The sequence below is a fragment of the Pseudomonas sp. GM55 genome (genome assembly GCF_000282395.1).
Classification (GTDB): domain Bacteria; phylum Pseudomonadota; class Gammaproteobacteria; order Pseudomonadales; family Pseudomonadaceae; genus Aquipseudomonas; species Aquipseudomonas fluorescens_CC.
Genome location: NZ_AKJJ01000041.1, coordinates 100,195 through 114,310, shown reverse-complemented (window position 1 = coordinate 114,310; position 14,116 = coordinate 100,195). Strand labels below are relative to the sequence as shown.

Genomic DNA, 14,116 nt, shown 5'->3' with positions numbered 1-14,116 from the left:
CGAGACCTTTTGGTTCCTTTTGTGTCGTTTGACAAAAGGGACTCGCCGTAAGGGCGAAACCATAAGCCGCCATTACCGAAGAAACGGATATGTACACAAAACAACAGGGCCAACCCGCAACAACAGATCAAAGCTCGAAACGCAATTCCGGCCAGATCGGCGACGTCCCACGTTTCTGCGATTCAAGGATGGCCCGGCACAGCGAACATAGCCGCTGATCCTGAAACACCCGACGATCAACACCCGACCAGCGAGGTTGTGCCGGCAACAGGCTGCCGCACAAGGTGCGGTCCGCCGAGCCGCCCAACTCCAGTTGACGGGTCACCAGATGCACCCGCACTTCCTGGCAGGCGAACAGATCCAGCTGTTCGTCAGGCTCGATCAGTTGGTAGGCAAATAGTGACCAGGCGGGACGCGGCATCGGGGGCTCCAAATCGGGGGCGCCACCTTAGCCGAAAGCCTGCGTCTAGAAAAGTGTCATAACAGCGGTTTTAGGGTAGGCCAGACATTTTCCAGTAACTTGACCTGGGCCCCGGCCGCCGGGTGTATACCGTCAGCCTGCATCAAGTCCGGATGACCGCCCACGCCCTCGAGGAAAAACGGCACCAGCGGGATCTTTTTCTCATCGGCCAGGTTGCTATAGACCTCGGCAAACGCCTTTGTGTAACGCGCACCGTAATTGGGTGGCAATTGCATGCCGAGCAGCAACACCTTGGCACCGCTGGCCCGGGAGCTGTCGATCATTGACGCAAGATTTTGTTGCAATTGCGTTGGCAGCAATCCGCGCAGCCCGTCATTGCCGCCCAGCTCGAGGATCACCAGCTCCGGCTTATGCTCTGCAAGCAGCGCTGGCAGCCGCGCCTGGCCTCCGGCACTGGTGTCACCACTGATGGACGCATTGACCACTTTATCGTCGAAACCTTCGCGCCTGAGCCGTTGCTCAAGCAGCGACACCCACCCCAGCCGGGTATCCAGCCCGAAACCGGCGCTGATACTATCGCCAACGATCAGGACTGTACCCGCCGCTGCGTTTTGGGCCATGCACAACAAGGCCAGGCCAGCACTCAAAAACCAGACACGCATCGGACTCTCCATGGGCGCAAGCATTCTCATCGCGAAGGACCTTAGCAAAGTGGTTCCCAGCGCGGAAGGTGAACTGACCATCCTGCACGAACTCAGCCTGGAACTGAACAAGGGCGACAGCCTGGCTATCGTCGGCGCTTCGGGCTCCGGCAAATCCACCCTGCTGGGCCTGCTCGCCGGCCTCGACCTGCCGAGCAGTGGCGAAGTCACTCTCGCCGGGCAAGGCCTGAGCAACCTCGATGAAGACCAGCGTGCACGCATCCGCGCCGAGCACGTGGGTTTTGTGTTCCAGTCATTCCAGTTGCTCGACAGCCTCAATGCCCTGGAAAACGTCATGCTGCCGCTGGAACTCGATGGCCGCAAAGACGCCCGCGAGCGCGCCACCCAATTGCTGCAACGCGTGGGGCTGGGCCAGCGCCTGACTCACTCGCCGCGCCAGCTCTCGGGGGGCGAGCAACAACGTGTGGCGATTGCCCGCGCATTTGCCGCGGAGCCCGATGTGCTGTTCGCCGACGAACCGACCGGCAACCTCGACAGCCACACCGGCGAGCGCATCAGCGACTTGCTGTTCGAGCTCAACAAGGAGCGCGGCACGACCCTGGTGCTGGTGACTCACGATGAACGCCTGGCCCATCGCTGCCGGCGCCTGATCCGTCTTGAAGCCGGCCTGCTGGTCGCCCCTCTGGAGCCTTGATGGCACGTCTGCCGCTGTTGCGCCTGTTCAGTCTCGCCATCCGTCAATTGCTGCGCGACGCCCGCGCCGGTGAATTGCGCGTATTGTTTTTCGCCCTGCTGGTGGCCGTGGCCGCCAGCACCGCCATCGGCTACTTTGGCGCGCGCCTGAACGGCGCCATGCTGTTGCGGGCCACCGAATTCCTCGGTGCCGACCTGCTCCTCGAAGGCAGCTCGCCGGCACGTCCCGAGCAAATAAGAAGCGGCACCGAACTGGGTCTGGAACACGCTCAAGTGGTGGAGTTCTCCAGCGTTATCGCCACCGACAAAGGCATCCAGCTGTCCAGCATCAAGGCGGCCGATGGCACCTACCCGCTGCGCGGTGAACTGAAAAGCGCGCCCGCGCCCTTTGCCGTGGAGGAACCCGGTGGAGGACCGAAACCCGGCGAAGCCTGGGTCGAGGCACGCCTGCTGACCGCCCTGGACCTGAAGATCGGCGACAGCATCGATGTCGGCATGAAAACCCTGAAACTGACGCGGGTGCTGACGTACGAACCCGACCGCGCCGGCAATTTCTACAGCCTGACGCCGCGAGTGCTGATCAATCTCGGCGACCTTGCGGCCACCGGCGTAGTGCAGCCCGGCAGCCGGGTCAGCTATCGGGAGTTGTGGCGCGGCGATGCCAAGGCGCTGGAAACCTATCGGCAACTCATAAAGCCGGGCCTCGCCGCCAATCAGCGCCTGCAAGACGCCCGTGATGGCAACCGGCAGATCGGTGGTGCCCTGGGCAAAGCCGAACGCTACCTGAACATGGCCAGCCTGGTGGCGGTGTTGCTGTCCGGCGTGGCGGTTGCGCTGTCGGCAACCCGCTTCGCCACTCGCCGATTCGATGCCAGTGCCTTGCTACGCTGCCTCGGGCTGTCACGCCGGGAAACCCTGGTGTTGTTCAGCCTGCAACTGACTGTCCTCGGACTGCTGGCCAGCATCAGCGGCGCCCTCCTCGGCTCGTTCGCACAGCTGGGGTTGTTTGCCCTGCTGCATGACTTGCTGCCGACCGACGTGCCTGCGGGCGGGCTGTTTCCGGCCATTGCCGGGATCGGCACCGGACTGGTGGCGCTGGCCGGTTTCGCCTTGCCGCCGCTGGCGGCTCTGGGCCGGGTTCCGCCATTGCGCGTATTGCGTCGGGACATGCTGCCCATCCCTTCCAGCACCTGGATGGTCTACGGTGCAGCACTGGGAGCCCTCGGCCTGATCATGTGGCGCCTGAGCCTGGACCTGCTGCTGACCTTTGCCCTGCTCGGCGGTGGCGTGATTGCAGCGCTGGTGCTGGGTGGTTTGTTACTGCTGCTGTTGAAGAGCCTGCGGCGCATGCTCGCTCGTGCGTCCCTGCCCTGGCGCCTGGGACTTGGGCAGTTGCTGCGTCACCCGCTCGCTGCCGCGGGCCAGTCCCTGGCGTTCGGCCTGATTCTGCTGTCAATGGCGCTGATTGCGCTGCTGCGCGGCGAGTTGCTGGATACCTGGCAAAACCAGTTGCCGAAAAACGCCCCCAATTACTTCGCCCTGAACATCCTCCCCGCGGACAAACAGGCCTTCACCGATCACCTGATCGCCGTGTCGGCGCAATCGGCACCGTTGTATCCGGTGGTGCCGGGGCGCTTGATCAGCATCAACGGCGAACCGGTGCAGCAGATCGTCACCAAAGAATCGGCGGGTGATCGGGCAATCCAGCGCGACCTGAGCCTGACCTGGGCCGCAGACCTGCCGTCGGGCAACAAACTCACGGCCGGCAATTGGTGGAACCAGCAGACGCCGGATGATGTTCCCGGCGTGTCGGTGGAAGGCAAGGTCGCTGAAAGCCTGAAAATCAAGCTCGGCGACCATCTGGTTTTCAGCGTTGGCGGGGCCAATCGCGAGGCGAAGGTCACCAGCCTGCGGGAGATCAACTGGGACAACTTCCAGCCAAACTTCTTCATGATCTTCCAGCCCGGCACCCTGAAGGATCTGCCGGCGACTTACCTGACCAGTTTCTATCTGGCACCGGGTCATGACCAACAGATCGTCGACCTGTCCCGTGCCTTCCCGGCGGTGACGATCCTTCAGGTCGAAGCCTTGCTGGAACAACTGCGCAGCATTCTCGCCCAGGTCACCCTGGCGGTGGAGTATGTGTTGCTGTTCGTATTGGCGGCGGGGATGGCGGTGCTGTTTTCCGGTCTGCAAGCGACGCTGGACGAACGCATTCGCCAGGGCGCATTACTGCGAGCGCTGGGGGCCGAACGGCAGTTGCTGGTCAAGGCGCGGCGTATCGAGTTCGGCTTGCTCGGAGCGGTCAGCGGATTGCTGGCGGCACTGGGATCGGAACTGGTGAGCCTGGTGCTCTACCGCTACGCCTTCGACCTGCCATGGCATCCGCATCCATGGCTGTTGTTGCTGCCACTGGCGGGTGCTGTGCTGATCGGTGGTGCCGGGGTGTTCGGCACCCGTCGGGCATTGAACGCCAGCCCGCTGACAGTTCTGCGCGAGGGTTGATAGACTCCAGCCATCCTCACCACAAGAAGCTGTCATGAGCCGTTACCGCCCTCCCCGCACCGCCGGCACCGCGCTGATCACCCCCGAGGGTGAAGCGCGGATGCGTGCCGAGTTCCATGAACTGTGGCATGTACGTCGGCCCCAGGTGACCCAGGCTGTCAGCGAAGCCGCGGCCCAGGGTGATCGTTCGGAGAACGCCGAATACACCTACGGCAAAAAGATGCTGCGAGAAATCGACAGCCGCGTGCGTTTTCTCACCAAGCGCCTGGAGGCGCTCAAGGTCGTCAGCGAAAAACCCAGCGATCCGAACAAGGTCTATTTCGGCGCCTGGGTCACGATCGAGGACGAAGACGGCAAAGAGTCGCGCTACCGCATTGTCGGGCCGGATGAACTGGACCTCAAACAAGGCCTGATCAGCATTGATTCGCCATTGGCCCGCGCCCTGATCGGCAAGGCACTGGACGCCGAAGTTCGAGTCCAGACACCGACCGGTGAGCAATGTGTTTATATCGTGGCGATCGACTACCCGTAAAACTCAACGGCGGGTAATCAGTCCTTGCCGGGCAACGCGGGTCAGTTGCCTGATTACTTCAGGCGCGTCTTCGAGGCTGGGGGATTGAATCACTGCCAGATCGAAACTGTCGTCGGCGAAACGAGCGAGGGACTCACCGTCTTCGACAAACTGGATCAGGAAGGCAGCGGGACCGCCGGTACGACGTGGCCAACCATCGAGATAACGCAAGAGCGTCGGCTGATGTTTGCCGCCAAGCAGGATTTTTGGATTGCGCTGGGTGAGATGTGCCGTGATCGGCGCGGGACGTACAACGGGGTTGAGTGCGTTCATTCTGTCGTGTCTCTGCCTCAAAAGTCTGCATGGCAGGTGAGAGGCAACACCGAACCAGCGCTTTAGCGGTATTTCGAAGCCTGTTCCGGCTTCTATCGGCAACTGAATGAGTCACCTGGCGCCCCGCAAGTAGCTGTTTAAATCGGCGCATGAGCAACATCCTAGAGAAGCTGACTGGACAGTGTCAAGAATGACGCGCAACAAAAAAGGCCCGCACAATGCGGGCCTTTTCGTTGAGCCAGAGCGGTCAACCGGCGATGATGCGGTCCGCCGAGAGTTTGCCCGCACCTTCGATCAATACCGCGATACTGCCACCGAGCAACGCCAGGGCGAATTCATAACCGTTGTTGGCCATGAACAGACCGTTGCTGATGTGCACCGAGAAAATCGCGACCAGCGTCAGCAACGTCAGGCCAAGTGCGGCCGGGCGAACCAGCAAGCCGATGATCAGGGCCAGGCCGGCGAAGAATTCGATGCCGCCCGCCATTGCCGCCATCAGGTAACCCGGCGTCAGCCCGATGCTTTCCATGTATTGCGCGGTTCCCGCCAGACCATAGCCACCGAATGCCCCGAAGAGTTTCTGCGAACCGTGAGCGGCGAAAATAATGCCAACCACGATGCGCAGAACGGTTGGGCCGTAGCCAGCGCGGGTAGACAGTACCTTATTGATCAGAGTGCTCATGCTGTTTCATTCCTTATAAGTGTGTGGTGGTTGGTCGCTATATTAATCAGTAATTCACATATTAAAAGCGCAAAAAACCCATCATACCTATCAGATCAATTGATCATTTGCGTGAGGTAACCTTTTGCCCCTGGGGCTCCAACGACTCCCGCTCTCGTTCGAACGCCAAGTAATACTTGTTCACGCTATTAACATAGCTGACAGGCCCCATACCCACTTGCTCCATGGCAATGCGTTCGACCTGGAAGAACCACTGGTTGGGATTCAAGCCTCGCCGCCGGGCTTCGGCGCGCATACCCTGAACCCGCTCCGGACCGATGTTGTAGGCTGCCAGCACAAAGGCCATGCGTTCGCGTTCGTTGAGTTTCGGACTGGCAAAGAACTTGCGCCGGATCATTGCCAGGTACTTGGCCCCGGCCTGCACATTGCCGTCTACGTCCTGAATATTGTTGACCCCCACCCGCTGCGCCGCAGAAGGCGTGATCTGCATCAGACCGGTCGGGCCACCGCCACTGCCGCCTGCGGGCTGCAGCGCCGATTCCTTGAACGCCAACGCCGCCAGGTTCAGCCAATCCATGCCTTGAGCGTCGGCGTGTTTTTGCAGCACCGGGCGAAGTTTTTCCAGACGCTGCCGGTCCGCTTTGGCCAGTGGATCGTGCACTTGATACAGACGCCGATAGATCCGCAGGAACGCGGCGTCCTGATCCGACGGTTTTTTGTAACCGGTGAGGAAACGATCAATGCTGGCCCGCAGCATCGAGGCATCACGGCGCACGAACCAGAACTCCTCTCCCGGCTCACTGACGAGTACCTGCTTGTCGAAACGCAGCCTGGGCAGGATCTTGCCCCAGCGTTCGGCAATCGGCTGCTCGACGATGGTCAGGTGGAAGATCCCGCCCTGCACCATCTCCAGCACATCCTCGACGGCAAGGCTCGGATCGACCCATTCGATTGTGACCGGAGGCAGTTTGTGCAGGGCGAGCTTCTGATTGATCTGGCTGACGGCATCCCCGGCGGCGCTGCCGGCAGGCAAAGCCAGAGTCTTGCCGGAAAGCTGTTCAAGGCGGGTGTAGCGGCGTTCGCCCTTGATGCCCACCAGGACCAACGGGATATTGCTGGCAATCGGCTCACTGGTGCTGACGGCGAAGCCGGGTTGCAGATCGAGCAACTCGCCTGGAGCCACCAGATCCCCCTCCCCGCGCTGCAATGCGCCAAGCAGTTGATCCTTGGCCTTGGGAATGATCTTGAGGGTGATTTCCTGACCGTCACGGGCGTGGCCGTTGAGGTATTGCTCGAACGCTCTGAGGCGATGGTATTCGACCCCGATCGCCTGCCCCTGGACTTCGCCGGAACTGTTGCGGCTCTGGTTGACCAATACCCGCAGCACGCGGCTGCTGCGGATTTCCGCAAGATCGCGCACCTTGCTGGCCGGTACGGCTTGCAGCGGCCCGGGCAGACGCGCGACCGCCGACATCGGCAGTAGCAGCGAACAGCACAGCAGGAGCAAAACCGAGGGACGAATCATCCACTCTCCGGAAAGAATATGAGGCACGCTTCAATGACGAATGGCATCAAGCGCAGCGACAAAAACAGAGCGCCCAAGGCGCTGGCACGCGCGAAAGACTGGCACAATGATGGCAAAACTACCAACCCGGCCTGTCCCGCGGCTCAAGAGACAGCGTTAACCCGTTGTAGTTCTTGGTTTTTCTTATAAATCCACGGCTCTGATATGCTTTCCGGCCTTTGGGCCGAGGTAGCACCATGCAACTCATCGATATCGGCGTCAACCTGACCAACCCCTGTTTTGCCGACAAACACCAGGCCGTACTCGACCGTGCCTACGCAGCCGGCGTATGCCAACTGGTGCTGACCGGCACCAGCATCGAGGGCAGCGAGCAGGCCCTTGAACTGTGCCAGCAACTGGACGAAAGCACTTTGCGCCTGTTCGCCACCGCCGGTATTCACCCTCACTGCGCCAGTGACTGGAACGCCGACAGTGCCCGACGTTTGCGCAGCTTGCTCAAGGAGCCGAATGTGGTGGCCGTGGGCGAATGCGGGCTGGATTTCAACCGTGACTTCTCGCCGCGCCCACAGCAGGAAAAGGTCCTCGAAGAACATCTGGCCATGGCCGTTGAATTGCAGCTGCCGGTCTTTCTACACGAACGGGACGCCAGCCAGCGTTTGCTGGAAATCCTGCGCGACTTCCGCGACCGGCTACCGGCTGCGGTCGTGCACTGTTTCACTGGCGAACAGAAGGCACTGTTCAGCTATCTCGACCTGGACTTGCACATCGGCATTACCGGCTGGATCTGCGATGAACGCCGGGGCACGCATTTGCATCCGCTGGTCAAGGAGATCAAGCGCGGGCGCCTGATGCTCGAAAGCGATGCACCGTATCTGCTGCCGCGCAGCCTGCGCCCCAAGCCGAAAAACGGGCGAAACGAGCCGGCATATCTGACCGAAGTCTTGCGCGAGGTGGCGCTGCATCGCGGGGAAAGCCAGGAAGATCTGGCGGCGCACACGACAGCCTGTGCACGAGCATTTTATCGGCTGCCCTCGATTCCACAGTGAACACACAATCCCTGTAGGAGCGAGCTTGCTAGCGAAGGTTTTCTATCATTCAACATTGCAGTCGACTGATACACCGCTTTCGCGAGCAAGCTCCCACATTGACCTGCATCAAAATCCGGATTCTGCATGACGGCACAATGATGGCACCTTGCCAAAACTGTTTCCGCTATCAGAGAAGACCTCCATGGGTGCCTGGCTTAGCAATATCTCGCTGAAATACAAATTCTGGGCGGTCAACGCTGTCGCCTTCTTCACCACGCTATTGCTGGTGCTGTACGCCGTGCAGCTCGAACAACAGGCCCGCAGTCATGCATCCCGGGCTTCGGCTCAGTCACAGGCGCGACTGCTTGGCGCCTGGCCTGCCGGGCAACCACTGCCCAAGACCGAGAACCTGCTGACGTTCAATCGCGGACAGGCGCCGTCGCTGAATGGACAACTCATACCGGAGCTCACCCATGAAAACGGCTGGGTCGAGATCAACTCAATGCCACTGTTCGGTGACAATCCGTTGATGGGTGCCGAAGTGTTCTCGCGCACCGACGACCAGCAGGTTGCCGTGATTGCCTATGGGCCAAGCCTGAGCCAGGTGTTCAGCGAGCGCTTCGCCAACTACGCGTTGGCGGTGTTCATCCTGATGCTGGCAATGCTCGGCGCATCGCAGTTATTGATCCGTTTCCTGCTCAGCCAGCTCAACACCTTGAAAGACGTCATGTTGCACGTGGAGAAAACCGGCGACCTGTCGGCCCGCGTGCCATTGGCTTGCAGCGATGAAGTCGGGCAAATGGCCAACGCCTTCAACGCCATGCAGGCCGGTTATCAACGGGTGGTCAACACCGTCGCCAACACCGCCCGGCAACTGGACGTCGGTGCCGCACGGCTGGCGGCCAGCATGAATGAAGTGCGCCACGGCATGCTCGGCCAGCAAAGCGAAACCGACCAGGCCGCCACGGCGATCAATGAAATGACTGCAACGGTCTATCACATCGCCCAACACGCGGGTGCCACCCGTGACCTTTCGCAATCGGCCGACACCCTGGCCGGCAGCGGCCAGGAGGTCGTGACACGGGTACAGCGCTCGATTGCCGGACTGTCCACCGGCGTCCAGCAGACTGCTGAGATGATTCAACGCCTGGCCGAGGACAGTCAGAAGATAAACGGCGTGGTCAACGTGATTCACAGCATCGCCGAGCAGACCAATCTGTTGGCACTCAACGCCGCCATCGAAGCGGCTCGGGCCGGAGAAATGGGTCGCGGGTTTGCCGTGGTCGCCGATGAAGTGCGCAACCTTGCCAAACGCGTGCAGGCCTCCACGGACGAAATCACGATCATGGTGTCAGCGTTGCAGGCCGGTACGCGAGACGCCGTGGATTTCATGCAGGAGAGCTCGTTCAAGGCCGACGACTGCGTGCAACAGGCGCAAGAGGCTGGCGCGGCATTAGCCGAGATCACTGGCGCGGTGGCGCAGATGCGTGAAAGCAATACACAGATCGCGGTGGCGGCCGAGCAGCAGAGCCAGGTGGCGGAAGAGATGAACCGGGCGGTGGTGAGCATCCGTGACGTGACCGAGAACACGGTGCAGCAGACGGTGACTTCGGCAACGACCAGCAATGAGTTGGCGGCATTGGCCGGGGAGTTGAGCAAGGCGATAGGTCAGCTCAAGCTTTGAGGGCCTCATCGCGGGCAAGCCCGCTCCCACAGGAGTTGTGGTGTTTCAAAATCTGTGACCACAGGAAACATTGTAGGGCTTGCCCGCGATGAGGCCGGAACCGGCACCATCAATGTTGGTCATGACACCTATCAAGCCAATAGCCAGCCTTGATTCGCCGCCAGCATTGACCGGGCCTATTCTTGATCACATGTATTCAACATGGATCGAGGATCAGCATCATGGGTAAACGTCACCCCAACCTTCCTGCCTGGCAATGGCGAGCGTACCCGAACAATCATCAGCACCCGACCAATCTGGTGTTACACCTGATCGCGGTGCCGCTGTTCATCGTGGCGTTTCTGTTGATTGTGTCCGGGGTGTTCAGCCTGACCCTTTCGAACATCGCCATCGGCGTGATCGGTGTGATTGCCGCGCTGGCCTTGCAACGTCACGGCCACAGCCTGGAGACGCAAGCCTCCGAACCCTTCAGTGACCGCAAGGATGCGATATCGCGCTTGATGGTCGAGCAGTTCCTGACGTTTCCGCGGTTCTTCCTCAGCGGTGGCTGGTGGCGCGCCTGGCGCGAGCGCCACCGCCGTCACTGATCAGGCAAACACCGTCACCGTCTGCCGGCTCATGGCGATCAACCGACCATCCGCGCTCCACATTTTCGCGGCGGCATGTCCGTAGCCGTCGGTGGCGTGCTCGGTTTCGACGAGGTATTTGCACCAGTCCAGGGTGTTCAGTTCCAGCGATGGTTGCACAAATTCGATGGTCCAGGTCAGTGTGCTGCCCATCGCCGGTTTCTTCAGAAAAGGCATCAGGGCCGGCGGCCAGGCGTCCACCAGCGCCAGGATATGCGCCTCGCTGACGACCTCTTCTTTCACGTCGCCACGCAGGCGCACCCAGCCGCCCATTTGCCGGGATGTGCTGCCGCTGAACGGCAGCCCGCCGACACTCCAGCGCATCGCCAGATGCCGCATGAACTCAGGGATGACGCCTTTGACAAAAGGCAATTCCTGGCACTCGTCCCAGTGCTTCATTTCAGGTGCCGATTCCGCGGCCACCGCCACTTCCGAAGGGCGTGAGGCGCCAAAACTGCCCTGGATCAACGTCACCACCTGACCCTTCTGCATCACCCGGCCCAATACCTGGCTGACCGCCTTGCCTTCGCGCAACACGTCGACTTCAAAACTGACCGGAACCTCGGGTTCGACCGGGCCGACAAAGGTGATTGCCAGCGAGCGCACTGGACGGTCCACCGGCACCCGGGCACGCATGGCTTCGTACTGCAAGGCGGCCACCAGACCACCAAAAGTGGCGCGCCCCTGGGCCCAGGAGGCCGGGATAGACAGCTCCAGCGGCTGGCTACGGACAGCGTCGAGCAGTTCGGAAAAACGCATGAAAACCTCAAGGATCGAAAAAAGACGAAGGGATCTTAACCATCTGGCGAAGTTGATACATCGCCTATTCCGGCCAAATTGACTGACAGATGAGCCGCACAAGGCTTGTGCCGAACCTATAACCTGTAGGAGCGAGCCTGCTCGCGATAGCGCCCGGACAGCCAACATCAGTGTTGAATGTCACGACCTCATCGCGAGCAGGCTCGCTCCTACAATGGATCTCCGGTGTTTTCAGGATTTGAAACAGGCCTTGCTGAGCTTTTCCAGTACCTGGTCTGCACGGCTTTCGGCCTCGGCCATGGTGGCTGTCCAGACCGCAACACAGGGCTGCAAATCCACCTCCCGTTCAGCCATGGCCAGCCATTGCACGCAATCATGCCAGTCACCCAGTGCGCCCTGGGCCGATTTCAATTGGGGCATAGCCGCTTTCGGCAAACGGTCCAGTTCGGGGTAAGCGTCGATGCCATAGCGCACCCGCTTGATCAGCAGGCGCAACCGGTGACGATCGTGGGCCGGGTCGTGCAGTGCCTCGTCGAGTATTTTCCACTGTTTGCCGAGGCGCTTTTCGATGCTCTTGCGCAGGCCCTTGAGCAATCCCTGACGCTGGGCGGCACGCAGAAAACGCGGAAACGCATCGAGGACGATCAGTAATTGCGCGAGCTCCGGGCTGGCCGCAACGGCCGGATAGGCTTCGGCCATTTGCGCCATGCGCCGCTGTGCGGCCTGGGGTTGATGATGCTGGAGCAGGTGAGCCGCCAGCACTTCGCGATCACGTAATGGCGTGGTCAGTTCGCCCACCCGGGAGGCTGCCGCATCCAGTTGTTCGACACCGGGCAGCCCGCGCAAGGGCCGCAACAGGCTGCGTAACCGGCGCATGGTTGTGCGCAGATCGTGTAACGCTTCAGGGTCAGTACGTTCTTTCAGGCGGGCCTGACAGGCCAGCAGACGAATTTCCAGGCCCAGAACTTGAGCCACCAACCGATCGATCATGGGGGTTTACTCCGTAAAACAGTGCCATACACCACCTGTAGGAGCTGGCTTGCCAGCGATGGCGATATCAGGTCACGGTAATATTCGAGAACCTATCGCCGGCAAGCCGGCTCCTACAGGACTAGCAGTGTTTTTAACGCCCCGCGCGCGACTCACGAATATAGAAACGGGCCTTCTCGGCCTTGTGAGAGCAGCCCTCGAATCCCTCGAATTGCTGCTGGGTCTTGGCCGCGGTCAACAGCGACAAGGCTTTGGAGTAGCTGACGGTCCCGGCGAAACCTTCGGCCTTGGCCAGGTCCAGTTCATGCCAGGCGGCATCGAGCTGGCTGCCACAGCTGTCGCGGTAGGCGGTTTTGCCGGCACAACCGGCAAGCGCCAGGGCAATCAATGGCACGCAGATCCAGGCTTTCATCACTCACTCCTCAAAGATAGGTCAACTAGTCGTGCAGGTAAGACGGTGTGGCACCTGAAAAGTGCCGTTGGTCCGCTATGCAAACTATAGCCCTGACGAGAATAACCATGTGCCGCCATGGAGTGTCGAAAATACGACGTTGCTGCCCCATCAAACGACCATGGCGATTGAAGCATGCCCCTCGATGGGTGCATTGTTGAACCATTCAAACGAGGGCGATTCATGAAAAAACGTGTCGCACTGGTATTGGGCTCGGGTGGAGCCCGGGGTTATGCGCATATCGGGGTCATTGAAGAGATCGAACGGCGCGGCTATGACATTGCCTGTGTCGCCGGTTGCTCCATGGGCGCGGTGGTGGGCGGGATCTACGCCGCCGGCAAACTCAATGATTACCGCGACTGGATCGAGAGCCTGGATTATCTCGACGTGCTGCGTCTGGTGGACGTCAGTTTTCGTCTGGGGGCGATTCGTGGCGAGAAAGTCTTCGGGCAGATCCGCAAGATCGTCGGCGAGATCAACATCGAAGATTTGCGCATCCCCTACACCGCGGTTGCCACCGACCTGACCAACCAGCAGGAAATCTGGTTCCAGGAAGGTTGCCTGCATCAGGCCATGCGCGCCTCGGCAGCGATTCCCAGCCTGTTCACGCCGGTGATGCAGGGCAACCGCATGCTGGTGGATGGCGGCATTCTCAACCCGCTGCCGATCGTGCCCGTAGTGTCGAGCCATTGCGACCTGATCATCGCGGTCAACCTCAACTCCACCAACCAGCGCCACTATCAATTGCCGGTCATCCAGCGTCCCGCCGCCTTCAAGACCCGCTTCGACAGCCTGATCAACTCCGTCGGCTCGAAGTTGCCGTTCCGGCGCAAACAGGCTGAGCAATTGTTGGTTCTGGAACAGGAAGCCTTGAAGGCCGAAGGTGCGGACCTCAACCCGTGGATCGAGTCCGCCGAACCCCAGGCGCAGCAACCCGCGGCCGCTCCGGAAACCAGTGGCGCGCCCCGCTCCGCCACCGGCTCGTTCATCATCGACAACGTCGGACCGGCGTCCTTGCTGGACTTGATCAACCAGAGTTTCGAGGTGATGCAGACGTCGCTGGCGCAGTACAAGATTGCCGGGTATCCGCCGGATATCCTGATCAACGTGCCCAAGCGCGTGTGCCGGTTTTTCGAGTTCTACAAGGCGCCGGAGCTGATCGCGTTGGGACGGGAAATTGCGCGGGATACGCTGGATCGCTATGAGAATGAGCAGAACTGAACGTCTGAAAGCTCTCGGGTGACTA

General features: G+C 60.6%; 15 protein-coding genes. 7 read left to right on the top strand and 8 right to left on the bottom strand.

What is annotated here, in order from left to right:
• Positions 1-127: 127 nt before the first annotated feature.
• Positions 128-421 carry a hypothetical protein gene (locus PMI31_RS09965; protein WP_008017853.1) on the bottom strand — a complete coding sequence of 98 codons (294 nt, stop codon included), beginning with the start codon at positions 419-421 and terminating at the stop codon, positions 128-130.
• 56 nt (positions 422-477) lie between these two features.
• On the bottom strand, positions 478-1,083 hold the full coding sequence (locus PMI31_RS09960; protein ID WP_008017852.1) for an arylesterase: 606 nt from the start codon (positions 1,081-1,083) through the stop codon (positions 478-480).
• 10 nt (positions 1,084-1,093) lie between these two features.
• Here PMI31_RS09960 and PMI31_RS09955 point away from each other — a divergent pair, with 10 nt between their 5' ends.
• From PMI31_RS09955 to greB, 3 genes are read left to right on the top strand one after another with little or no spacing between them, the layout of a single operon-like run.
• Positions 1,094-1,777, top strand: coding sequence for an ABC transporter ATP-binding protein (locus PMI31_RS09955; protein ID WP_007991765.1), 684 nt, complete (start codon positions 1,094-1,096; stop codon positions 1,775-1,777).
• Positions 1,777-4,281, top strand: a complete 2,505-nt coding sequence (locus tag PMI31_RS09950) for an ABC transporter permease (protein ID WP_008017851.1) — start codon at positions 1,777-1,779, stop codon at positions 4,279-4,281. Before PMI31_RS09955 ends, PMI31_RS09950 begins: the two co-directional genes overlap by 1 nt.
• A 34-nt stretch (positions 4,282-4,315) precedes the next feature.
• Complete coding sequence (gene greB / locus PMI31_RS09945; RefSeq protein ID WP_007973570.1) at positions 4,316-4,813, top strand: transcription elongation factor GreB; 498 nt, start codon at positions 4,316-4,318, stop codon at positions 4,811-4,813.
• Between the two features lie 3 nt (positions 4,814-4,816).
• Here greB and PMI31_RS09940 read toward each other — a convergent pair whose 3' ends face one another.
• The 3 genes from PMI31_RS09940 to PMI31_RS09930 all read right to left on the bottom strand — a co-directional run bounded on the left by PMI31_RS09940 (position 4,817) and on the right by PMI31_RS09930 (position 7,332).
• A complete protein-coding gene (locus PMI31_RS09940) occupies positions 4,817-5,125 on the bottom strand; it encodes a hypothetical protein (protein WP_008001428.1) in 309 nt (102 codons plus the stop codon).
• A 247-nt stretch (positions 5,126-5,372) separates the two neighbouring features.
• A complete protein-coding gene (locus PMI31_RS09935; RefSeq protein WP_008017848.1) occupies positions 5,373-5,807 on the bottom strand; it encodes a DoxX family protein in 435 nt (144 codons plus the stop codon).
• Between the two features lie 103 nt (positions 5,808-5,910).
• A complete protein-coding gene (locus tag PMI31_RS09930; RefSeq protein ID WP_008017846.1) occupies positions 5,911-7,332 on the bottom strand; it encodes a transglycosylase SLT domain-containing protein in 1,422 nt (473 codons plus the stop codon).
• A gap of 236 nt (positions 7,333-7,568) precedes the next feature.
• Between PMI31_RS09930 and PMI31_RS09925 the strand changes: the two genes are divergently transcribed.
• The 3 genes from PMI31_RS09925 (at position 7,569) to PMI31_RS09915 (ending at position 10,631) form a co-directional block, all read left to right on the top strand.
• Positions 7,569-8,378 carry a TatD family hydrolase gene (locus PMI31_RS09925; protein WP_008017844.1) on the top strand — a complete coding sequence of 270 codons (810 nt, stop codon included), beginning with the start codon at positions 7,569-7,571 and terminating at the stop codon, positions 8,376-8,378.
• A 184-nt stretch (positions 8,379-8,562) separates the two neighbouring features.
• A complete protein-coding gene (locus PMI31_RS09920) occupies positions 8,563-10,044 on the top strand; it encodes a methyl-accepting chemotaxis protein (protein ID WP_008017843.1) in 1,482 nt (493 codons plus the stop codon).
• A 221-nt stretch (positions 10,045-10,265) separates the two neighbouring features.
• Positions 10,266-10,631 (top strand): Mpo1-like protein, encoded by a 366-nt coding sequence (locus PMI31_RS09915; protein ID WP_008017842.1) that lies wholly within the window; start codon positions 10,266-10,268, stop codon positions 10,629-10,631.
• Here PMI31_RS09915 and PMI31_RS09910 read toward each other — a convergent pair whose 3' ends face one another.
• The 3 genes from PMI31_RS09910 to PMI31_RS09900 all read right to left on the bottom strand — a co-directional run bounded on the left by PMI31_RS09910 (position 10,632) and on the right by PMI31_RS09900 (position 12,831).
• Positions 10,632-11,429 carry an acyl-CoA thioesterase gene (locus PMI31_RS09910; protein WP_008017841.1) on the bottom strand — a complete coding sequence of 266 codons (798 nt, stop codon included), beginning with the start codon at positions 11,427-11,429 and terminating at the stop codon, positions 10,632-10,634.
• Between the two features lie 231 nt (positions 11,430-11,660).
• Entirely contained in the window at positions 11,661-12,419 is a 759-nt protein-coding gene (locus tag PMI31_RS09905) for a CHAD domain-containing protein (RefSeq protein ID WP_008017840.1), read from the bottom strand.
• Positions 12,420-12,552: 133 nt separating this feature from the next.
• The gene (locus PMI31_RS09900; RefSeq protein ID WP_008017838.1) at positions 12,553-12,831 is read right to left on the bottom strand and encodes a hypothetical protein; all 279 of its coding nucleotides are present in this window, start codon (positions 12,829-12,831) and stop codon (positions 12,553-12,555) included.
• A gap of 222 nt (positions 12,832-13,053) precedes the next feature.
• Here PMI31_RS09900 and PMI31_RS09895 point away from each other — a divergent pair, with 222 nt between their 5' ends.
• Positions 13,054-14,091 carry a patatin-like phospholipase family protein gene (locus PMI31_RS09895; protein WP_008017837.1) on the top strand — a complete coding sequence of 346 codons (1,038 nt, stop codon included), beginning with the start codon at positions 13,054-13,056 and terminating at the stop codon, positions 14,089-14,091.
• Positions 14,092-14,116: the final 25 nt, after the last annotated feature.